17 protein-coding genes are annotated in these 20,897 nt (G+C 71.4%); 2 read left to right on the top strand and 15 right to left on the bottom strand.

Annotated elements, in window-relative coordinates:
• Positions 1-2: 2 nt before the first annotated feature.
• The 13 genes from ND450_RS05310 to ND450_RS05250 all read right to left on the bottom strand — a co-directional run bounded on the left by ND450_RS05310 (position 3) and on the right by ND450_RS05250 (position 17,719).
• On the bottom strand, positions 3-341 hold the full coding sequence (locus ND450_RS05310) for a chorismate mutase family protein (protein ID WP_253325032.1): 339 nt from the start codon (positions 339-341) through the stop codon (positions 3-5).
• Between the two features lie 5 nt (positions 342-346).
• Positions 347-2,668, bottom strand: a complete 2,322-nt coding sequence (locus tag ND450_RS05305) for an FAD-dependent oxidoreductase (RefSeq protein WP_253325031.1) — start codon at positions 2,666-2,668, stop codon at positions 347-349.
• 45 nt (positions 2,669-2,713) lie between these two features.
• Complete coding sequence (locus tag ND450_RS05300; RefSeq protein ID WP_253325030.1) at positions 2,714-4,252, bottom strand: amino acid adenylation domain-containing protein; 1,539 nt, start codon at positions 4,250-4,252, stop codon at positions 2,714-2,716.
• A 40-nt stretch (positions 4,253-4,292) separates the two neighbouring features.
• Positions 4,293-5,453 carry a pyridoxal-phosphate dependent enzyme gene (locus tag ND450_RS05295; RefSeq protein ID WP_253325029.1) on the bottom strand — a complete coding sequence of 387 codons (1,161 nt, stop codon included), beginning with the start codon at positions 5,451-5,453 and terminating at the stop codon, positions 4,293-4,295.
• A gap of 177 nt (positions 5,454-5,630) precedes the next feature.
• Complete coding sequence (locus ND450_RS05290; RefSeq protein WP_253325028.1) at positions 5,631-6,302, bottom strand: hypothetical protein; 672 nt, start codon at positions 6,300-6,302, stop codon at positions 5,631-5,633.
• Positions 6,303-6,405: 103 nt separating this feature from the next.
• Positions 6,406-11,325: a non-ribosomal peptide synthetase gene (locus tag ND450_RS05285; protein ID WP_256557448.1), complete on the bottom strand. Its 4,920-nt coding sequence runs from the start codon at positions 11,323-11,325 to the stop codon at positions 6,406-6,408.
• A gap of 102 nt (positions 11,326-11,427) precedes the next feature.
• Positions 11,428-11,631, bottom strand: coding sequence for an MbtH family NRPS accessory protein (locus ND450_RS05280; RefSeq protein WP_253325026.1), 204 nt, complete (start codon positions 11,629-11,631; stop codon positions 11,428-11,430).
• A 31-nt stretch (positions 11,632-11,662) separates the two neighbouring features.
• Positions 11,663-12,760, bottom strand: a complete 1,098-nt coding sequence (locus ND450_RS05275) for a saccharopine dehydrogenase NADP-binding domain-containing protein (protein WP_253325025.1) — start codon at positions 12,758-12,760, stop codon at positions 11,663-11,665.
• 91 nt (positions 12,761-12,851) lie between these two features.
• Complete coding sequence (locus tag ND450_RS05270) at positions 12,852-13,655, bottom strand: HAD-IIA family hydrolase (RefSeq protein WP_253325024.1); 804 nt, start codon at positions 13,653-13,655, stop codon at positions 12,852-12,854.
• 375 nt (positions 13,656-14,030) lie between these two features.
• Positions 14,031-14,939, bottom strand: a complete 909-nt coding sequence (locus tag ND450_RS05265) for a ParB N-terminal domain-containing protein (RefSeq protein WP_256557447.1) — start codon at positions 14,937-14,939, stop codon at positions 14,031-14,033.
• Positions 14,940-15,378: 439 nt separating this feature from the next.
• Complete coding sequence (locus ND450_RS05260; RefSeq protein ID WP_253325022.1) at positions 15,379-16,335, bottom strand: phosphotransferase family protein; 957 nt, start codon at positions 16,333-16,335, stop codon at positions 15,379-15,381.
• 18 nt (positions 16,336-16,353) lie between these two features.
• The gene (locus tag ND450_RS05255) at positions 16,354-16,662 is read right to left on the bottom strand and encodes a hypothetical protein (RefSeq protein ID WP_253325021.1); all 309 of its coding nucleotides are present in this window, start codon (positions 16,660-16,662) and stop codon (positions 16,354-16,356) included.
• Between the two features lie 88 nt (positions 16,663-16,750).
• Positions 16,751-17,719 carry a YafY family protein gene (locus tag ND450_RS05250; protein WP_253325020.1) on the bottom strand — a complete coding sequence of 323 codons (969 nt, stop codon included), beginning with the start codon at positions 17,717-17,719 and terminating at the stop codon, positions 16,751-16,753.
• Positions 17,720-17,829: 110 nt separating this feature from the next.
• On the opposite strand from ND450_RS05250, the gene ND450_RS05245 reads away from it, so the two are divergent.
• On the top strand, positions 17,830-18,195 hold the full coding sequence (locus ND450_RS05245; protein ID WP_253325019.1) for a nuclear transport factor 2 family protein: 366 nt from the start codon (positions 17,830-17,832) through the stop codon (positions 18,193-18,195).
• A gap of 91 nt (positions 18,196-18,286) precedes the next feature.
• Here the strand turns inward: ND450_RS05245 and ND450_RS05240 are convergent, their stop codons facing one another.
• Complete coding sequence (locus ND450_RS05240) at positions 18,287-18,997, bottom strand: type 1 glutamine amidotransferase domain-containing protein (RefSeq protein ID WP_253325018.1); 711 nt, start codon at positions 18,995-18,997, stop codon at positions 18,287-18,289.
• A 28-nt stretch (positions 18,998-19,025) separates the two neighbouring features.
• Positions 19,026-19,877, bottom strand: a complete 852-nt coding sequence (locus ND450_RS05235) for an SDR family oxidoreductase (RefSeq protein ID WP_253325017.1) — start codon at positions 19,875-19,877, stop codon at positions 19,026-19,028.
• Between the two features lie 136 nt (positions 19,878-20,013).
• Here ND450_RS05235 and ND450_RS05230 point away from each other — a divergent pair, with 136 nt between their 5' ends.
• On the top strand, positions 20,014-20,892 hold the full coding sequence (locus tag ND450_RS05230) for a helix-turn-helix domain-containing protein (RefSeq protein WP_253325016.1): 879 nt from the start codon (positions 20,014-20,016) through the stop codon (positions 20,890-20,892).
• The last annotated feature ends 5 nt before the right edge of the window (positions 20,893-20,897 follow it).

The following is a 20,897-nucleotide window of genomic DNA, read 5'->3' as shown; positions in this document are numbered from 1 at the left end:
TTTCATCGCGTGGCCTTCGAAGCGGGCTCCTCGCCGTGGCGCCCCTCCTCGATCACCAGGGTCTCGACGCGGCAGGTCTCCTCGATCATCAGGTCGTAGAGGCGGGACAGGAAGTCCGCGCTGACCCCGTTCTCGGCGCCGTAGGCCGCGGCGCGGCGGTGGACCGCGTCGATGCGGTGCGGCTGCATCATGGGCACCGCGTGCTCCCGCTTGTGGTGGGCGATGCGCACGCAGCACTCGATGCGGTCGCGCACGGCGTCCAGCAACCGGGCGTCGATGCCGTCGAGTTCGTCGCGCAGCCGGGCCAGGCCGTTCTCGTCGCCGTTTGCCGTAGTCGTCATGGCGGTCACTTCCTGAAGGCGGTGGTGTAGCGAGGACGGTCTTCCTGGTCGCGGTGGCCGACGGCGGCGCCGAACAGGCCGGACTCCGCCAGCAGGGCCGGCACGACCCCGATCTGCGGGTCGTCGTGCTCGATCGCGATCGCGCCGCCGGGCCGCAGCAACCGGCCCGCGGTGGAGATCACCTGGCGGATCACGTCGAGGCCGTCCGCTCCGGAGAAGATGGCGCGGGCGGGGTTGTGCGTCGCGAACTCCGGCGCGAGCTCCGTGCCCTCGGGGACGTACGGCGGGTTGGCGAGCACGAGGTCCACCTGGCCCGCGAGGTCCGCCAGCAGCTCCTGGTCGGCGACATCGCCGGCGTGGACGGCAACGGGCGTGTCGCCTGCCGCCGCACGCATCGCCGCGTTGCGGTGGGCGCACGCCAGCGCGGCCTCGTCCACGTCGACCGCGTGCACCCGGGCGTCGGGACGGGCGTGGGCCACGGCCAGCGCGACCGCCGCCGATCCCGTGCAGAGGTCGACCACGACGGGCTTGCCGATCTCGGAGATGGTCGACAGACCCCATGCCAGAAGGCGTTCCGTGGGGAACAGCGGGACGAACACGTCCTCGGTGACCGTGACCACGATCCCGCCCAGCCGGGCGTACCCGAGGATGTGGCCGATCGGGATCCGTTCGGCCCTCCTGGCCACGAGAGCACGCACCTCGCGAGCCTCCTTCTCGGACACCCGGCGCTGCGGCTCGTGCGAGCCCAGGACGTGGGCCAGGAGCTCGTCCGCGTCCTGGCGCGGGTACGGCACGCCGCCGCTCGTCAACGTGCTCACCGCTTCGCGGTGGAGATCTTCCACCGTCTCCTCCCGACCGGCCGCGGCCGGCGCGGCGGAAGGAGAAGCGGCGCGGCTGGCCGCGTAGTACTCGCGAAGTCCCTTTTCCAGCAAGGGGTTCGTGCGCACGGCCGCGAGGAGTTCCGGCGGTGGCGTGAAGTCCGGGTCCAGGTCCTGCGCCCGCTGCGTGTACGCCTCGCGCAGGTAGTGCTCGATGGTGGAGGGCCAGTAGAGGGGAACGTCCCAGTTGGACTCGTAGCCGGTCGCCAGCATGTGCTTGACGGTGGCCTCGACGACCTCCTCCCGGCTGCCGAGCTGCACGGGAGGCCGGACCGGACGGAAGGGCTCCAGGTCGACGGTCGCTTCCTCCTCCAGCAGGAGCGCGGCCATTTCCCTTGCCAGCAAGGGGGAAAGCGTCAGCCCGTCCCGGTAGGTACCGGTCATCATCCACAGACCGCTGAGCCCCGTCTCACCGAGCAGCGGCATCCCGTCGAGCGGCACGGGCCGGTTCCCGACCTGGATCTTGCGCAGACCGCTGTCGGCGAGGCCCCGGCGCACCTGGCGGTTGCCGCAGTTGAGCAGGAAGAGCACGTCCGAGATGAGCGCGGTCTCGCGCGGCTCCATGGAGATGATGTTCGTCGCGCCCACGTAGACCTGCCCCTCGGGGCGGGGAACGACGTGCAGGCCGCACGCGAAAGCGCGGTTGGGCGTGCGGATCACGCTCTGCGGGCACGTGCCGTCGACGGTGTCCACGATGGCGGACACGCCGTAACCGCTGACCAGCCTGGGGATCTGCACGGCCTGTTCGGGCACCGTGTCGAGGACGGTCTGCGAGAACGCTCCCGCGGCCAGCACGGTCTTGTGCGTGCGCAACGTCGTGCCGGACTCCAGTGCGATCCCCTGCACCCGGCCGTGGGCGTGTTCGACACGGGTCGCGCGCTCCGCGATCAGCACCCCGCCGGCCGCCAGGAACGCCTTCTCCAGGCGCAGCAGCAACTCGGTGGCGTTCACCGCGTGCTCGTCCGGCAGGAACATCGCCTGCAGCGGACGCGCGGTGGGTTCGGCGTCCAGCCAGTCGATGTCCTCGGGGTCCACGTCCTCGAAGTTCTCGCCGTACTTGACGAGCGAGTCGCGGATGGCCTTGTAGTTCCGCGTGTCGAGGTCGGGCATGCCGACGGCGTTCAGCATGACGAACGTGCCCTTGGCGGTGAACAGGTCCGCGTCGCCCGGGTCGCGGGGCAGGTCGCTCACCCACTCGGGCCACAGCTTGCTGGCCTGGTAGGCCACCTCGTGCTTGGTGCGGCCGGACTCGCTGCTCAGGAGATCGGCGGTGACCTCACCGAAGGCGCCCAGCATCGCTCCCGCGGCGGCGGACGCGGCGCCGGGGCGGTGCGGCCGGCCGAGCACCGCCACGCGCACCTTGCGCCGGGCGAGTTCCAAGCCGAGCGACAGCCCCAACGAACCGTTGCCCACCACGACGACGTCGTACGGGTGGTTGCCCTCAGACATCAGCACGTCCCCCTTCGGAGTCGGATCTTCCAGTTGGACCACTCGTCACGACAGCGCCTCGGCCAGTCGCCGCCGGTCGACCTTGCCGTTCACGTTGAGCGGGAACTCCTCGAACACCGTGAGCGAGGCGGGAACCATGTAGGCGGGCAGCTTCTCCCGCAGTGCCTCGAGCAGCGCCCCGGTGTCGCCCGTCAGGCCGGTGCACGCGGCGGCCAGCACCGCGTCGCCACCGGGCGCCGGCCGGGCCACGACCACGGCGTCCCGCACCCCGGGCTGCTCCCGCAGCACCGCTTCGACCTCACCGAGTTCGACGCGGTACCCGCGCACCTTCACCTGGTGGTCCAGGCGTTCGCAGTACACGTAACCGTCCGCGCTGACGCGCACCCGGTCACCGGTGCGGTACCACTGCTCGTCGGTGAGCGGGGTCACCGGGTCGTGCGGCGTCGCGACGTCTCCGTCGTAGGTCAGGAACCGGCCCTCGTTGTGCGCCGGGTCGAGGTACCCCGCGAAGCGTTGCGGGCCCCGGACGCACAACTCCCCCTCGTCGGCCTGCCTGCCACCGGCGTCCAGGACGACGCAGTCCAGCGAAGGGAGACCTGGTCCGATGGGCACTGTGCCGTTGTGCGTGCGCGGCCACCGCGCCACCTGCGCGGGCAACACGTACTCCGCGCAGATGATGGTGAGCTCGGTCGGCCCGTAACCGTTCTCCACCACCCCGTTCGGCGCCGCCGCGTGCCAGGCCTCCGCCTGCTGGAGGGTCAGGGCCTCGCCGGCGAACATGCTGCGCCGCAACGTGGGCATCGACCCCGGCAGCAGCGGCGCGACCCGTTGCGTCAACGAGATCACCGACGGCACGGAGAACCAGTGCGTGAGTTCTCGGCGCTGCACGAACCGGGCTGCCGCGAGCAGGTCGTTGCGACCGGGCACCACCACCGTGGCACCGGAGCCGAGCGCGGCGAACGTCGTCAGCACCGACAGGTCGAACGTCAGGTCGAACGGTTGCAGCACCCGGCATCCCGGCCCGAGCTCGTAGTGCCGGATGCTGTGGCCGAGGTACGCGGAGATGTTGCGGTGCCGGATGGGCACCCCCTTGGGCTCGCCGGTGGAGCCCGAGGTGAACAGGACGTAGGCCAAGTCCCCCTGCCCGGCGGCGAGTTCGGGGAGCTCATCCGCGGGCAGGGCCTCCCCCGGCTCCGCGGGATCCACGACGAGCGTGCGGGTGGCCAGGTCGGTGCCGCCCCACTCCTGCCCGGTCAGCACCAGGTCGAGCCCGGCGGCACGGGCGATCGCCGCGTTGCGGGCCGTGGGGAACGTCGGGTTGAGCGGCACGACGGCGGCACCGAGCCGTTGGACGGCGAGGTAGCCGGCGTACGCGAAGACCGCGTTCGCCGTGGCCAGCAACCCGACACGCCGGGGTGCGACGCCGTCGTTCGCGGCCAGCAGCCGGACGGCGAGGTGCTCGGCCATGCCTTCGAGCTCCGCGTAGCCGACCACGCGGTCCGCGATCTCCAGCGCGGGCTGGTCCGGGTGGAGCTTCGCCGATTCGGCGAACCACTCGTACAAGAGCATGTTCTGTGCGTTCATCGCGGCTGCGGAGCCCTTTCGGAAGCGGTCGGCGTCGGGACTACGGCAGCTGGATCTGCGGCCTTGACCCGCTCACGACCATCACCACCCGATCGCTGGGGGACAGGTGGCCGGCCTCGGCGGCCTGCCTCAGCCCGCCCCAGCAGATGAAGGCGGACTTCTCCTTCTCGTACTCCAGCGGGATGTCCAGCTCGGCGCACTCGTCGATCAGCAGCGAGGCCTCTGCCTCCACCCGGGACGGCTCCACCGAGTCGATGCGGGCGCCCGTCTCCGCCACCAGCTGACGGACCAGCGGCAGGGTGCGGTTCGGGTTCGTGGACTGGAGCGTGGGCTCGAACGCCTGCTCCGGCGGCACCATGGTGCCCAGGTCGATCTCGTCACGGCCTTCCCGCAGCGCCGCGCCCAGCAGCCCGGCGTCCGCCGCCTGGAACAGGGTGTAGGTGTAGTCACCGAGCGACGGCAGTCCCGCGGACCGGGCGCGCCGGATCCCGCGCTCGAAGCCGAGCGGGCCGTAGCCGCTGGCGATCGTCACCGCGACGATCGTGGCGTCGGCGCACCGCTCCGCGATCGCGAGCCCGACCGGCACCTTGCCCTCGATCTTCCACTGGCTCGGGGTCAGCCGGAACGCGTCGTGCTCCTTGCTGTACGCGATGGCCGCGTCGGCCGCGTTCACCATGTTGCCCGGCACGGCGATGACCTGGGACTTGCCCATCGTGGTGGTCGGGCACTTGTAGGCGGACGGCTCCGGCACGAACGCCGTGCACACGATGCCGAGCCTTTCCATGTAGTACTGGTAGCTCCGCGCCGTGTTGCCGGAGCTGTGCATGCACACCGACGACAGCCCCCACTCGAGGCACTTGGCCGCGAGCAGCACGCCCTCGTTGTCCTTGAACGTGCCGGTGTCGTTCAGGGTCTGCGGCATCAGCCGGACGGACGCGACACCGAGCGCTTCGGCCAGCCGCGGGCTCTCCACCGGGACCAGCGCCTTCTCGTTGCTGCGCAGGTCATCCGGCTCCGCCGCGGGCAGGAGCGCGGCGTAGCGGCCGACACCCGGCACGTCCGTGACCGCCTCCGCCCAGCTCCCCACGTCGGGGAGGGACACCGCCAACGCCTCGCCGCACCGGGTGCACAGCCATTCGTTGGGTCCGTCGACGCCGCCGGCACCGGGCAGGTCAGAACAGTTCTTGCAGACGAGCTTCATTCCATTGCTCCCTAGGTCGTCCGGTGAGCGCTTTCATCCAGGGGTGGATGGGATGGCGGGCAGGCTGAACCCACCGCCGTTTTCCGCGGTGTGCCAACAAGAGGACTGCTCGCCGCACTCGGCCAAGCCGGGTCGATCGCTCTGGGCTGCGAGGCCCACCAGAACGATGAAGAACACTCAGTGCGCGCCGGGCGCTTCCCGGCAGAGCCGGAGGATCTCGGAGACGCGCTCGGTCACCGATTCCGGATCGTCGTGCCGGTCGGCGAGCGCGGCGCCGCCCATCGTGAAGCCCCAGGCGCCCGCGGCCGCGATCGCGGCGATCTGCGCCGCGTCGCGCCGCACCCCTCCCGCGATGAGGAAGGGCACGGACGCCGCGGCCGCGGTGCGCTCCATCAGCAGCACGGGGTCGTAGGAGCTCTGCCGGTAGGGCATGAGGACCAGGCCCCGCACGCCGTCCGTCCCGCTCAGCAGCTCCGCCTCGGCCGCGAGCTCGTCGGGCGTGCTGGACAGCACCAACGGGCTGCCGGACAGGGATCCGACGAACGGCCAGTACTCGGGCTTCCCGCTGCCCGCGAAGGCCTGTGCCACCTCCGGCCGCCACGCCCCGACCACGCGGTCCACGCCGAGGTCGAGCGCCAGCTGGTACCCGCGTTCCTGGCCGGCGTCGCTCATGTCGGCGAGTTCCAGCAGGACCGACCGGCCGTCCGCGTGCGCGGCGGCGGTCAGGTCCTCGGCCATCCGGGGGTCGGTGCCCGTGTCCTTGAACGCGATGATCCGGAGTTCGTCGACCGACAGCTTCTCGTAGACGTCGACCGCGTCGGGGATCGTCAGGTCTTTTTCGGTCAGCATCAGAACAAAACTCAACGCCACGTTGTCTCACGTCCTGGTGATGTAGAAGGGATGTCCACTGTGGAGCTGGACGCCGACGTGCTTTTCTCTTGTCGCACCGAGGTCAGGACTCGGGCAGCGCGTCCCGTCCGCCGGCGAGCTCGCGCAGCTCCTTCGCCATGCCGTGGGGTGTCGGACTGCGGAACAGCGCCTGCAGGGGCAGGTCGACCGCGAACGCCTTGTTGATCCGCGCGAGCAGCCGGATGGCGAGCAACGAGTGGCCGCCGCTCTTGAAGAAGTGGCTGTGCACGCCGAGCCCCTGCTCGTTCAACAGCTCCGACCACAGGCCGGTCAGCAGGTCCTCCGTCTCGTCGCCTGGAGGGGTTGCGTCCGCCTCGCCGGAGTCGACGGGCACCGCCTCCGGCAGCGCGGCCCTGTCCACCTTGCCGTTCCTGGTCATCGGGAACGTGTCGAGGCGGAGGAGGAACGAAGGGACCATGTACTCGGGCAACCGGTTCTTGAGCGCCCGCAGGACGTCCGCCTCCGTCGTTGTCGGCGGCGCCGCGAAGTGCGCGGCGATGCGCTTGTCGCCGGCGGCACCGTCCTTCAGCGTCACCACGCAGGCCGTGACCCCCGGCTCGCGCAGGACCGCCTCCTCGATCTCACCGAGCTCGATCCGGTAACCCCGGACCTTGACCTGGTTGTCACGGCGCCCGATGAACTCCAGGGCGCCGGTCGAGGTGTACCGGACGATGTCGCCGGTCCGGTACAGCCGCCGCCCGGCCCTGCCGCTGAACCCGTCGGGCACGAAGCGCTGGGCGGTGAGGGCCGGCCGGTTGTGGTAGCCGCGGGCGATGCGGCCGCCACCGATGACCAGTTCCCCGGCCACGCCCCGGGGCACGAGCTCACCGGACGGGTCGACCACGTAGGCGTCGTATCCCGCCATCGCGACACCGATGCTCAGGGGCTCGGCCGGGTCGATGATCGTCATGGTGGCGGCGTGCGTTTCCGTTGGCCCGTAGAGGTTGTAGGCCCGCCACGGGCCGTTGCCCAACGTGCGCCAGAGCTTCTCGCTCACGGCCTCCCCGATGACGAGCATCGTCGTCGTGGCGGGGATCTCCCCCAGCACGCCGGCACTCGTCGCCATCTCCAGCTGTGACGGGGTGACGTCCATGAGGTCGATCTCGTGGCGGACCAGCAGATCGACGAGCAGGCGCGGGTCGCGCCGGACGTCCTCGGGCACGATCACCATCGCCGCCCCGTCGGCCATCCAGGCGAACTGGATGACGTGGCCGTCGAAGAAGACCGGGGAGTTGAGCGCGACCGCCTTCGGAACGGGTCCGTCACCGATGACCTCGTCCGCCAGGGACACGACCAGCCAGTGGATTCCCCGGTGGCTCATCGTCACGGCTTTGGGCAGGCCCGTGGAGCCGGACGTGTAGATGAGGTAGGCGAGGTCGTCGTGGCCGACGGTGACGGCCGGGCGGTGGGACGGGTAGGGCGCCCAGGTGTCCTCGTCGTCGAGGAGGAGCACCGGACCGCACCCGTCGAGCCGGGCGGCCGTGTCGCGGTCGGTCAGCACCGCGGTGCTCGCCGCGTCCTCGAGCATGTACTGGACGCGGGCGAGCGGGAGCGCGGGATCGATGGGGAGGTACGCGGCGCCCGCCTTGAGGACGCCGAGCACCCCGGCGACCACGTGCGGCGACCGCTGCGCGCACAGCGCCACCACCTGTTCGGGTCCGACGCCCTGCTCGCGCAACCTCCAGGCGATCCGGTTGGCCCGCTCGTCGAGCCGGCGGAAGGTCCACGCTTGCTCGCCGCAGCGGACCGCCACGGCGTCCGGGGTCCTGTCCACCTGTGCTTCGAAGGTCTCGTGCAGGCCTTCGTGGTCCGGCCACGTCGTCTCCGCCGCGGTCCCGGCCGCGATGATCGCGGCGCGCTCCGCCGCAGGCAGCAGGTCCACCCGGGACGTCCGCAACACCGCGGGGTCGTGCCGCGTCATCGAGTCGAGGACCGTGAGGTAGTGGCCGATCATCCGGCGGATGGTCGCGGCGTCGAACAGGTCCGACGCGTAGGTGAAGCCGCCGACGACGCCGCGGGAGTCGTCCACGAGGTCGACCACCAGGTCGCACACCGTGAAACCGTTCTCCAGCCGGGTGAAGTCCAGGCTCACGTCGTGCAGCGACTCGGCCCGCGCTCCCGCGACCTCGAACCCGAACATCACCTGGACCACGGGTGACCGGCTCAGGTCCCGCGGGGGTCGCAGGTCCTCCACGACCTGTTCGAACGGCACGTCCTGGTTGGCGTACGCGCCGAGGCAGGTCTCCCGCACCCGGCCCAGCAGCTCCGAGACGGTGGGATCGCCGCTCAGGTCGGTGCGCAACGCCAGGGTGTTGACGAGGAACCCGACCAGTTGCTCGAGCTCGACCCGGTCGCGGTTCGCGACCGGGGTGCCCACCACGACGTCCGTGACACCGGTGTGGCGGGCGAGCAGCAAGTTGAAGCCGGTGAGCAAGGTCATGAAGAGCGTGACGCCTTCGCGCCTGCCCAGACTCCGGAGCCTCTCCACCAGCTCCGCCGGGATCACCACCGGCTCGAAGGCGCCCCGGTGCGACTGGACGGCCGGACGGGGCCGGTCCGCCGAGAGGTTCAGCGCCGCCGGCGCGTCGGCGAGGCGGTCACGCCAGTACCCGAGCTGCTCGGCGGCAGGTCCGCCGCTCAGCCAGGCCCGTTGCCAGGCCGCGAAGTCGGCGTACTGCAACGACATCTCGGGCAGGTCCGGCGCGGTGCGGTCCACCCGTGCCCGGTAGCGGTTCGTGAGTTCGCGGGTGAGCACGGTGAAGGACCAGCCGTCGAAGGCGATGTGGTGGACGGTCAGCACGAGGAGGTGCTCCTCCGCACCCGTGCGCAGCAACCGGGCCCGCAGCAACGGTCCTGTGGTCAGGTCGAACGGTGTGCGCACCACGTCGTGCACGAGTGCCCGCACCGCGTCCGCGTCCTGGCCCTGGAGGTCGTGGAAGTCCCACGGCACGTCGACCTGGTGCAGGACGACCTGTTCCGGGCGTTCGCCGCGGGTGGGGTAGACGGTCCGCAGGGCCTCGTGGCGATCGACCACATCGGACAGTGCGGCCCTCAGTGCCGCCGCGTCCAGCACACCTCGAAGGCGGTACTCGACGGCGGTCGTGTACGTGGTGGTCCCCGGTCGCAGCTGCTCCAGGAACCACAACCGCTCCTGCGCCGGTGACAGAGGCGCGTGACCGTCGCGTTCGACGGGAAGGATCGGCTGCGGCGGTGCCGCGCGCCGGGCCTCGCGCACCCGAGCGGCGAGCCTCGCGACGGTCCGGCACTCGAACACGTCCCCCGGCTTCAGCGACACGGCCAGGACGCCGCGGGTCCGCGCGATCAGCCGGGTGGCGAGCAGCGAGTGGCCGCCCAGGTCGAAGAAGTCGTCGTGGACGCCCACGCGGGCCGGGTCGACGCCCAGGACTTCGGCGAAGAGCTCCGCGAGGAGGTGCTCCACCGGGTCCCGCGGACCGACGTGGTCCTCGCCGAACCCGAACTGCTCGGGCGCGGGGAGCGCGGCGCGGTCGAGCTTGCCGCTGGAGGTCAGGGGCAGCTTGTCCAGGCCCACGACCACGGACGGCACCATGTGGTCCGGCAGCCGGGCGCTCAGCTCCTCGCGCAGCGCCCTGGTGTCCGCGCCTCCGGTGACGTAGCCGACCAGCCGCGTCCCGTCGCCGGGGTGCCGGATCGCGGTGACGGCGGCGTCGGTGACGCCGGGCAGCGCCGCCAGGGCCGCTTCGACCTCCCCGAGCTCGATGCGGAAGCCGCGCAGCTTCACCTGCTGGTCGATCCGGCCGAGGAACTCCAGTTCTCCCGTTGTTCCCCGGCGCACCAGGTCGCCGGTGCGGTAGAGCCGGCCGCCGGGCGCGCCGAACGGGTCAGGGACGAACCGTTCCGCGGTGAGGCCCGGCCGGTCGTGGTAACCGCGTGCCACCCCGGCCCCGCCGAGCAGCAACTCCCCCGCCACGCCGTCGGGGACCCGGTTCAGGTCCTCGTCCACCACGTGCGCGCTGGTGCCGCGGATCGGCGAACCGATGGGCACCGGCCCCGGTCCCCGGTCCGGGCGGACGTGGAAGTAGGTCGAGTTGACGCAGGTCTCGGTCGGGCCGTAGAAGTTCGCCACCTCGATGCCGGGGACCTGCGCCCTGCACTGGGCGACGAGGCCTGCTTCGAGCGTTTCGCCGCCGCACATCAGCCAGGGCAGGCTCGTCCCCGCCAGGGTCCGCGCAGCAAGGACCTCCCGCAGCACAGGCGGTGTCACGCCGAGCACGTCGATCTGCTCGCCGACAAGCAGCTCCCGCAGCTCGTCCACGTCGAGCCCGGTCCTGCTCGGGGTGACCACGACCGTGCCGCCGGACGTCAGCGCGCCGTAGATCTCCAGGTTCGACGCGTCGAAGCTGAGGGACATCCGGTGCAGGAACCTCAGCGGTTTGCCGCGCCAGACCTCCGAGACGACCCACGCGGTGTGGTTGACGATCGCGCCGTGCGGGACCATGACGGCCTTGGGCCGGCCGGTCGAACCCGACGTGTAGATGAGGTAGGCGAGGTCGCCGGGCCCGACCGCGACACCGGGGCGGCGGGTGGGGTGACCCGACCAGGTCTCCTCGTCGTCCAGGACCAGGGTGTCCAGCCGTCCGTTCATCCCGGCCGTGGTGCGGTCGGCGAGCCCGATCGTGGCGCCGCTGTCCTCGAGAACGTAGGCGATGCGGGCGGCGGGGAGTTCCGGGTCGACGGGCAGGTAGGCGGCGCCGGCCTTCAGGACGCCGAGCATCCCGGCGAACACCGGCAACGAGCGCCGGGTGTGCAGGGCGACGACGTGGTCCGGTCCGGCCCCCTTCGCCATCAGGCCCCAGGCGATCCGGTTGGCCCGGTCGTCGAGCTGCCGGTAGGTCCACGCCTCGTCGCCCAGGACGAGCGCGGTGTTCTCGGGGGTGCGGTCCACCTGGGCTTCGAACAGTTCGTGGAGAGAAGTTCGATCCACCGCGCTCTCGAAAGATTCGCGCAGGGCGGAATCCTCAAACCTGGTCAAGACTTTCCCCCGTAGAAAATCGGTACAAGATCTCCGGACGGCCGATTCGCGCGCTCAGGCGCCCCGGCGAACGCTCAACGGACGCATGTCCGTCCAGACCTCTTCCACGTACTCGAGGCAGTCGGCCTTGGAAGCGGACTCCCGGACGATCCGCCAGCCCGCGGGAACCTCCCTGCCCTCGGGCCAGATGCTGTACTGCTCCTCTTCATTGACGACCACGTGCCAGGACGTCGTCAAGTCAGCGTCCTCAACCGGCATGACCACTCCTCGATTCTTCGAATGGCTTTCTTCACATCAGCAGGTCGTCGAGGCGCTTGACCCGCTGCTCCAGATCGGCGACCGGCAGCGGGTCGGCGATTCCGGGGTCGAAATCCGCGACCGCGTCGCGGACCTCCGCCGTGAAATGAACGGTGCCGTCGCTGTCGACGCGTTCCACGCCGTCGCCACGCGCCTGCTCCTCGTTGAACGCGATCGATTCGTCCCGGTCGGCGCCGGGCGGCAGGTCGAGGGTGACGGCGCCGTTGTCGATCAGTACGGGATAGCCCCCCGGGAGCCCGCCGGGGGCGGCGGTCGACCACCGGAGAGGTGCCGCGCCCGGTAGCAGGGCGTGCAGCACCGGGATCGTGGCGGCCGCCGTGACCTCGTTGTAGCGCTGGGACGGCGCGATCGGCGGCGCCTGGTAGGCGAGCCCGTCCTCCCGCCGTCCGTCCTCGCCCAGGAAGACCCTGCAGCGGTCGGCGGGATCGTCCGGTTCGCGGGACGCCATCGCGCCGACCAGCTGGGAGTGGTGGGCGACGACGCGGATGCGCTCCTGCCCGGCGTCGGGCCGGGTGGCGCGCAACGCGGCGCGAACGCGGAGCTGGATCATCGCGGCGTTGCCGAGTCCGAGCGTCGGCGCGAGGCCGAGCCGGGCGAGGACCGGTCCGGTCACGTCGGGGAACGAGAGGTTCGCGACCGGCCCCGCGTAGTCGGCGTCCCTGGCCGCCCGCATGACGGCCAGCGGCACGGGCAGCTGGTAGGGCAGTCGCAAAGCCAGCCCCGCCCTGACGACGGCCGACGCCACCGCGTCCTCCCGCCCCGCCAGCGTCCAGGGCCCCCGCACGGCCGCGCACTGCACGACCAGGTCCGGCCGTGTGCGGGCGAGCAGGTCGGCGATGTCGTCCTGCCGGGTGGCGTCCAGGACGACCGGTTCGACCACGTGGCCGGAGATGCTGGCCGCGGTGCCGGCGATGGCCCCGGTTGCCTCGGCGGACCTCCCCGCCAGCACGAGGCGCGCCACGCGGCCGCCCTCCGCCAGGCGGTACGCGAGCCGCTCCCCCATGTTGCCCATCCCGATGACCAGCACGGTGCCCGTGGGCTCCGGGCTCGGGGACGTCGACGATGCCATTGACGTGCTCACCATTCTCCAAGGGAACGCGTGCTCCAGCGCCCGAGCGCGAGAGCCGGCCGGAAAGTCCTGCTGACACCCTCGGGTTACTTCACAAGGCCGCGGATTCGGTGAGGAGGTGCGCGATGCTCCCGCCGACGTGGGTGGGGCGGACGTCGGAGCCGGCCGCCACCTCCGGGGTCGTCACGCCCGTCAGGACCAGCAGCGTGTCGAACCCGGCCCGGTGCCCGCCCTCGATGTCGGTGTCGAGCCTGTCCCCCACCACCAGCGGGTTCCGGGCGCCGCAGGCCTCGGCCTGCTGCTGGAACAGGGTGGGCTCGGGTTTGCCGACCGACAGGTCCGGCACGCGGCCCGTGGTGGTCGTGAGCGCCGCGATGAGCGCGCCGTTGCCGGGGACCGCACCGCGCTCGGCGGGCCAGGTGTCGTCCAGGTTCGTCGCCACCCACAGGGTTCCGGGCCGGTGCAGGGCGAGAGCGGCCTCCGCGAGAAGGGGCCAGCCGATGGTGGGCGCGAACCCCTGCACCACGGCCTGCGGCAGGTCGTCGGCGGAGTCGACGGGCTTGAGCCCGGCGGCCTCCACCTCGTCCCACAGCGCGCCTGAGCCGACGACGAGGACCGGCGCACCGGCGGGCAGGCGTCCGGCCAGGGTAGCGGCGGCGAGCCCGGCGGGGGTCGCCACTTCGTCGGCGAAAGCGCCGATGCCGGCGTTGTTCAGCATTTCCGCCACTTCGCCGGGACGACGGCGGGGACTGTTCGTGGTGAAGCGCAATGGAACACCTCGGGCACGGATGGCCGCGATGGTCTCCGCCGCGCCCGGAATGGGCTGCTGACCGAGAACGAGAACGCCGTCGACGTCCAGCAGGACCAGGTCGTAACGGTCGAGAAGAGTGCTCACCCGGCAACCCGACCGACGCCGCCCGGCCCGGCGGTGATCCGCCGGGAGAAAGCCGAACTCATATCAGCCCTCCGTTTTCAGGTGTTCCGGAAATCGAATGTGATCGACAGGGAGAATTCGCGGTGCCGAAGACACCGCAGAAAGAAAGCTCTGCGAACGCGTCGCCGTCCCCCTGGCATTCCAGTCCTGATGGACAATCGATCCCGACTCTATAGAGGGCATTTGGGTCCGGCAACTCTCTAATGCGTCAGGCCTCGCCGGACGAACCGATCGGAGCAATCCTCCAACCGGCAAACGTCAACGATTCACAAAAGCGGCGCGGACGCGAAGGGGCCGGTCGGCACGAATCGCCGACCGGCCCCGCTGTTCCGCGATTCAGGCGCCGGGCGGCGGGCGGCCCTCCAGCCGGGCCGCGAACTCCGTCAGGTCGGCCGCGTACCACCGCGCCAGCTCGGCGATGACCCCGGCGGTGTGCGCCGGCAGGTCTGCCACCAGGCGCTCCCGCTCCGTGCTGCCGATCGCGTTGGCGTCGAGCCAGCGCAGCACCAGCCGGCCGGTGTCGGTGAACCGCAACGACGGGTCGCGGTGGATGCCGCGCAGCAGGGCGGCGACGTCCTCGGGCGAGAGGCCGTTGTGGTCGCTCTTCTGGCGCCGGCTCCCCGCCCGGTGCGCGGACCGGGCTTGGGCGGGTACCGGGTCGAGGCCCTGGTCCATGCGATCGCGCACGTCCTTCACAGTTCCCGGGGAGATGCCGGTGGCCCTCGCGATCTCGCGGATCGAGGCGTCCGGTTGCGCGGTCAGCATCTCCGACGCCAGCCTCCTGCCGCCCTCGGTGCTGACCGGACGCCGGCGCCCGTCCAGTCCCACCCGGCTGTCCAACCGCGGATCTTCCGCGGTTGAACACCCGCGCAACCCGGACACCGTCCTCGCCGAGAGGCCGGTGGCCAGGGCGATGACCCGGTCCGACCACTCCGGGTAGTCCCGCAGGATCCGCACGGCGGCCCTCTTGCGCTCCGCCAAGGACAACGGCAGTCCGTGCGCCGTGTTCGCCCGCACGCCGACCACGAACGCGCTCTTCTCATCGCCGTCGAAGAACCTCACCCGGATCTCGTCGGCGCCCGCCGCCCTGGCCGCCAGCAGGCGGTGCACGCCGTCGATCACCCGCATCGTCGCACGGTGCACGATGATCGGCGGCAGTTCGGCGACGGACTCGTTGAGCACCTGCACGTGCGCTTCGTCGACACAGGTCGACCGTGGCGAGTTGCCAATTGACAGAGTGCTCACGGATATCGTGCGCACCGGCCCTGTCGTCAACGGGAACTCGAGCGCGGACCCTCCTCTCGCTGTCGGCACGAACGCGGTTTCCCCAGTGCTCACAACTCCCCCAGCAGATTCGTCACGCCATTGGACGGCAGTATCTGTGGCCACGAAACGGTTCCTGCCAGTGTTGGCGCTGCCCCCTGTGCGTTGCCTCCACAACGAAGTCCATCGTCCCCGGATGCGGACCTCCTTTCAAGCCAGCGAACACCTGTTCCCGTCATACCCCGCCGATCGTGGCACTGGCGAGCGTTCGCGGGCGCGCTCGAGGAGGTTTCGCTCACCGCGTACCTGCTCAACGCACCCGTACACGCGGCCAAACCGTGCGCATCTGTCCTATGTGGAGCCCTGCACGGAGGGCGCAATGCCCGAATCGCACGTGTTCACGGCGAAGTGAGCGCGTGCGTCACAACGCCGCCAGTTCGGCGCACAGGTGTTCCCGCACGAGCTCGGCCTGCTGCTGGTGCCCGGGACCGGAGTACCCCCGCGGCGTGCCCTCGACGAGCATGACCAGGTAGAGGTAGCTGCGGTACATCGCCAGCCGCAGCCGCGCGCTCCGCGTGAACGGCCCGGCGCCGTAACCGGACAAGAAGGCCCGGTCGCGTTCGATGTCGCCGAACAGCGCGAGCGACACGAACTCGGTGAGCGGGTCGCCCCAGAACGCGCGCTCCCCGTCGATCAGGCCCGTCACCCTGCCGTCGTGGACGAGGACGTTGCCGTCCCACAGGTCGAAGTGCACGAGAACGGGACGGGACACCTCGTCGAGCAGCGCGGCGTGTGAACGCATGCGGCCCGCGACGTCGTCGACCGGCAGCGCCACGGCGAACCTCGCGGCGTCCGCCAGCACACCGTCCACCATGGACAGGAACGCCTCGCGCCAGGTGCGGGCCAGCCCGAGCTGCGGGTAGCCGTAGCCGGTGCCGGTGACCTCGTGCAGGCCGGCGACGACCCGGCCGAGGCCGGTCCGCAGCGCGGCCGCCTCCTCCGGTGTGGTCGTGGCACCGCGTGCGGCGAGGGTGTCGCCCTGGATCTCCGTCATCAGCAGGAGGTCTGCGGGGACGGTGGTGCGGCTGAAGTCGGCGTGCACGACCTCGGGCACCGGCGCGTGCCCTCCTGCCGCCCGGTAGAAGGCGGTCTCGGTCCGCATGAGGTCGCGCTCGTGGGTGAGGCCCGGTGCGTCCGGGTGCGGTGCCACCTTCAGCACCAGGCCCGGGCCGCCGGCCCGTCTGATCCGGTAGGCGGTGTTGTAGGTGCCCTCGGTCAGCTCCACCCAGCCGGTCGCGGTGACGGGGTCGACGCCCGCCTCGCTCAGCACGCGGCGCATCGTGTCGTCGTCCAGCTCGAGCCGGTGCTCGTTGTGCATCTGAATCCCCCGGAACCGTCACTTCAGCAGGAACGCGTCGACGACGGTCTGGGTGACGGAGTTGCCGGCGGTGTCCCTGGCCGACGCCCTGAGCGACACCGAGGTGGCGCCCTGGGGATGGCTCAGGACGGCGAACCACCTGCCGTTGCCACCCACCAGCGGGGCGGCGATGCCGGTGTGGTGGTTGACCGACAGGGGCACGAGCGCCGAGAGCCTGCTCGCGCGGTTGTGGCCGTCCACGGCGGGCGTGAACTTCACGGCCATCAGCGGCAGCGGCCGGGCCGGGCCCTCGGCGATCGCGGCGCACCGCCTCCACCTGTTGCTCATGCTCCCCCTCTGGAGATCTCCGGCGCCCACACAGAGATCTACTGGCTCCGCCGGGGGTTTCCACCCGTTGCCAGTTGCCAGAGTTGGTCTAAACCTCCGCCGCGTAGAGGGCGGCGACGGCCCTGGCCTGCCGGCTCAGGGCCCGGCGCGCCTCGTCGGGGGTGAGCACCTCGACGCCCGGGCCGAAGGCGAGCAGGGTCTCGACGGCGCGCACCGAGCGGAAGCGCAGCTCCACCCGGCTCCAGCCGGGCCCCTGCGGCACGGGCGCCCCGTCCGGTTCGGCGAGATCCGCCTGGTGCACGCGCAGGAACAGGGCCAGGACGTCGTCCCGCACCAGCGCCGTGACGGCCACGAGTGACGGGAGGTCGTCGATGCGGCGGCGCAGGACCTCCCACACCTCGTCGAGTTCGACGCCGGCACGGCGCTGGACGGGCTCGGTGAGCACGACGGCCGACTGGGAGCGGTCGAGGCGGTAGAGACCGGGGTCGCCCTCGTGGTCCGCGACCAGGTACCAGACGCCCGCCTTGTTGACCAGGCCGTACGGGTCGACGACGTAGGTGCGCGCGCGGTTGTCGCGGCCGTGCCGGTAGCGCAGCTCCAAGCGCCGGTCGGCGAACACGGCGCGTTGGAAGACATCCAGGTCCGACCGCCCCGGCGCACCCCGCCAGCGGACCGGGTCGATCAGCACGCGCCTGCTGGTCAGGTCGGCATCACCCCGGTGCGGGGCGGGCAGCGCGGCCATCACCTTGCGCAGGGCGGAACCGAGGGCCTGGCCGAGGCCGAGGTCGGTGTGCGCGGAACCGGCCAGCACCACGAACAGGGCCCGGGACTCGTCGGCGGTCAGGCCGGTGACGTCCGTCTGGTAGCCCGGCAGCAGCGCGATGCCTCCTTGCGGGCCGCGCACGGTGTAGACGGGCACGCCCGCGGTCGAGAGGGCCTCGACGTCGCGCATGATCGTGCGGACCGACACCTCCAGCCGCCCGGCCAGGTCGGTGGCGGACAGCTGCCCGTGGGTCTGCAGGAGCAGCAGGATCGAGAGCAGGCGGTCGGACCTCATGCCTCCGGATTCTTCTCCACGTACATGACAGAAGATGACATGTAAGGGCCGCAACACTCTGGTCACCTGGTCGCGACGAGCGCGACCGGACCAGGGAGGAACCACCAGCTATGACCGCCACCACCGGTGCCGCACAGACGATCGCCGACGAGTACGTCCGCGCCTGGACCAGCGGCGACGCCGAGAAGGCGCTGAGCTTCGTGGCCGACGACGTCGTGTGCGAGGCGCCCAGCGGACGCATCGAGGGCATCGAGGGCTACCGGCAGTTCCTCGCGCCGTTCGTGGGCAGGATGCTCAAGGGGGAGGTGGTCGACGTGCTCGGCCACGACACCCGCGCCGTGACCGTCTACGCCGTCGACCTGCCGTTCGTGCGGAACCTGCACGGCACCGAGTACCTGACCGTCACCGACGGCAAGATCAGCCACGTGATCAGCGTGTTCGACATGTCGCCGATGCTGCGGGCCGCGCAGTCCTGACCGGACACCACGGACCAGGACATGGTGCTCGCACCGCCGAGGTAGGTGGCGGGCTCGCGGAGTGGCGCCGCCCGCCGCGGGAAGCCACACGTCATCCCTCCCCGGTCAGGGCGGCGATCATCGCCTCGGCCATCGGGGCGCTCGACGCGGGGTTCTGCCCGGTGAACAGGTTGCGGTCGCGCACGGTGTAGGCCTGGTAGGCCTGGTAGGCGGGCCCTTGCGAGTGCAGCGCGCCCTTGTCCCGCAACGTGCTCGCCAGCAGCCACGGCGCGTTCTCCGCCGTGCCGAACAGCTGCTCCTCCTCGTCGGTGAAGGCCGCCATCCTGCGGCCCTCGAACACCCACCTGCCGTCGGCGTCGACGGCCGGGAGCAGCGCCGCCGGTCCGTGGCAGACCGCGCCGATGACCTTCCCGGACGCGTCGGCCTCGACGAGCAGCTCGCCGAGGTCGGCGTCCTGGTAGAGGTCCACGACGGGACCGTGGCCGCCGGGCAGCACGACCGCGACGTAATCGCTCACGTCGACCTCGTCGAGCTTGAGCAACGGGCCGAACTCCCGCAGTGCGCGCTCGGCGTGCTCGACGAAGTGCCCGCACTCGGGCCCGGCGATCTCCGGGTCGGCGCTGTGCGCGTCCAGCGGCTGGAGGACGCCGCCGGGCGAGGCGAAGTCGACGGTGAAGCCCGCCTCGACGAACTTCTCGTGCGGGGCGGCCAGCTCCTCCGCCCAGTAGCCCGTCGGGTACGCCGAGCCGTCGGCGCGCTCCCAGACGTCGGCGGCGGACATGACGATCAGGATCTTGCTCACTTGCCGGCTCCGTTCCGGGGGAGGTGCGTCAGGCGGGGAAGTCGCTGGCGGACGCGGTGGAGGCGGCGGCGTCGAGGGTCGCCTGCAGCGCCTGGACCTTCGCGGTGGCGTAGGCGTGGGAGTCCGAGCCGAGGACCAGGCGCAGCGAGGTGTCGCCCGACACGACCTTCTCGATCATGATCCGGGCGCCCCTGACCGGGTCGCCGAGCTGGTTGCCCTGCAGCTTCAGGTGGTTCTCGACCATCTCGCGGATCTCCGGGTACGCCGGGGTGGTGTTCTCGGGCAGCGCGAGCGAGTCGGTGGTGAGGAAGTCCGTGCGGAAGTAGCCGGGCTCGACGATCGTGACGCCGACGCCGAAGCCCGCGACCTCCCCGGCGAGCGCCTCGCTCAGGCCCTCCAGCGCGTACTTGCCGGCGCAGTAGAGCGCCCAGCCGGGCACCGAGGTGAGGCCGAGGACGGACGACACGTTGACGACGTGGCCGCCGCGCTGCTCGCGCAGGACCGGCAGCGTGGCGCGCAGGACGTTCCACACACCGGCGACCTGGACGTCGAGCATGTCGCGCACGTCGCGGTCGCTGGTCTCCTCCACCGCGGCGAGGAAGCCGTAGCCGGCGTTGTTGACGACGACGTCGAGGCCGCCGAAGCGGTCGGTCGTCTGCCGCACGGCCTGCGCCACCGCGGCTTCGTCGCGGAGGTCGACGGCCAGCGGCAGCAGCCGGGTGGTGTCGGTGTCGAGCGCCGAGAGGAGGCGTTCGGTCGAGCGGGTCGTCGCGGCGACGTTGTCGCCCCGCTCGAGGAGCTGCTTGACGAGTTCGAGGCCCAGGCCACGGGACGTGCCGGTGACGAACCAGGTGGCGGGGCGATCGGTCGGGAAGGTCATGGCACAAGCCTGGCGCGGCGAACGCTCCCGTTGGGGCGCATGTCCGGCCCTGTGCGACCTCGGACTCCGCAACCTAGGACTCGGAGGTCCAGTTGTGAACTCCGTGACCGCGCGAGGACTGCGCGACAATGGCTTCATGGCCAGTCTCAACCGCGAACTCGCCGACTTCCTGCGGCGCGCCCGCAGCCAGGTCGACCCGTCCCGCGCCGGCCTGCCCTCCGACGGCAGGGTCCGCCGCGTGAAAGGCCTGCGGCGCGAGGAGGTCGCGCTGCTCGCCGGCGTGTCCACGGACTACTACGCCCGGCTCGAGCAGGGCAGGCGCATCACCCCGTCGGCCGCCGTCGTCGAGGCCATCGGCCGCGCCCTCGAACTGGACGAGGCGGGCCGCACGCACCTGCGGGACCTGATCGGACTGCCCGCAGGCCCGGCACCCCGCCGGCCGAGCAGCGTGCAGCGCGTGCGTCCGGGCCTCTACCAGCTGATCGACGCGCTGGACGGGGAACCGGCGCTGGTCCTCGGCCGCCGCACCGACGTGCTCGCGGCGAACCGGATGGCGAAGGCGTTGTTCGCCGACTTCGACGAGATCCCGCCCAAGGAGCGCAACTACGCGCGCTGGATCTTCCTCGACGAGGCCGCCCGGTCGTTGTTCGTCGACTGGCACGACCAGGCCCGCGCCGCCGTGGAGAGCCTGCGCTTCGAGGTCGGCAGGGACCCCGGCGACACCGCCACCGTCGCACTCGTGGACGAGCTGCGCGAACGCAGCCGCGACTTCGACCAGTGGTGGGAGCAGCACCGCGTCCACCAGCGCACCTACGGCTCGAAGAGGCTCCGGCACCCGCTCGTCGGCGACCTCACCGTCGAGTACGAATCGCTCGCGCTGCCGGGAGATCCGGACACGATGCTCTACGTCTACAGCACCGCGCCGGACTCGCCGTCGAGGCAGGCGATGGACATCCTGGCCAGCTGGACGGCCGGTGCGCGGCCGAGCCCGCAGGAGGCCGGACCCGAGGCGTAGGGCGT

The organism is Lentzea sp. HUAS12, from assembly GCF_024125735.1.
Taxonomy (GTDB): Bacteria; Actinomycetota; Actinomycetes; order Mycobacteriales; family Pseudonocardiaceae; genus Lentzea; species Lentzea albida.
The sequence above is the reverse complement of the archived record's forward strand: the minus strand, read 5'-3'. Positions and strand labels throughout refer to the sequence as shown.

Bases quoted from the DNA above. Each gene is read 5' to 3' on its own strand.
- ND450_RS05310 (WP_253325032.1), bottom strand. From the start codon at position 341: ATGACGACTACGGCAAACGGCGACGAGAACGGCCTGGCCCGGCTGCGC.
- ND450_RS05305 (WP_253325031.1), bottom strand. From the start codon at position 2,668: ATGTCTGAGGGCAACCACCCGTACGACGTCGTCGTGGTGGGCAACGGT.
- ND450_RS05300 (WP_253325030.1), bottom strand. From the start codon at position 4,252: ATGAACGCACAGAACATGCTCTTGTACGAGTGGTTCGCCGAATCGGCG.
- ND450_RS05295 (WP_253325029.1), bottom strand. From the start codon at position 5,453: ATGAAGCTCGTCTGCAAGAACTGTTCTGACCTGCCCGGTGCCGGCGGC.
- ND450_RS05290 (WP_253325028.1), bottom strand. From the start codon at position 6,302: ATGCTGACCGAAAAAGACCTGACGATCCCCGACGCGGTCGACGTCTAC.
- ND450_RS05280 (WP_253325026.1), bottom strand. From the start codon at position 11,631: ATGCCGGTTGAGGACGCTGACTTGACGACGTCCTGGCACGTGGTCGTC.
- ND450_RS05275 (WP_253325025.1), bottom strand. From the start codon at position 12,760: ATGGCATCGTCGACGTCCCCGAGCCCGGAGCCCACGGGCACCGTGCTG.
- ND450_RS05260 (WP_253325022.1), bottom strand. From the start codon at position 16,335: ATGCACAACGAGCACCGGCTCGAGCTGGACGACGACACGATGCGCCGC.
- ND450_RS05255 (WP_253325021.1), bottom strand. From the start codon at position 16,662: ATGAGCAACAGGTGGAGGCGGTGCGCCGCGATCGCCGAGGGCCCGGCC.
- ND450_RS05250 (WP_253325020.1), bottom strand. From the start codon at position 17,719: ATGAGGTCCGACCGCCTGCTCTCGATCCTGCTGCTCCTGCAGACCCAC.
- ND450_RS05245 (WP_253325019.1), top strand. From the start codon at position 17,830: ATGACCGCCACCACCGGTGCCGCACAGACGATCGCCGACGAGTACGTC.
- ND450_RS05235 (WP_253325017.1), bottom strand. From the start codon at position 19,877: ATGACCTTCCCGACCGATCGCCCCGCCACCTGGTTCGTCACCGGCACG.
- ND450_RS05230 (WP_253325016.1), top strand. From the start codon at position 20,014: ATGGCCAGTCTCAACCGCGAACTCGCCGACTTCCTGCGGCGCGCCCGC.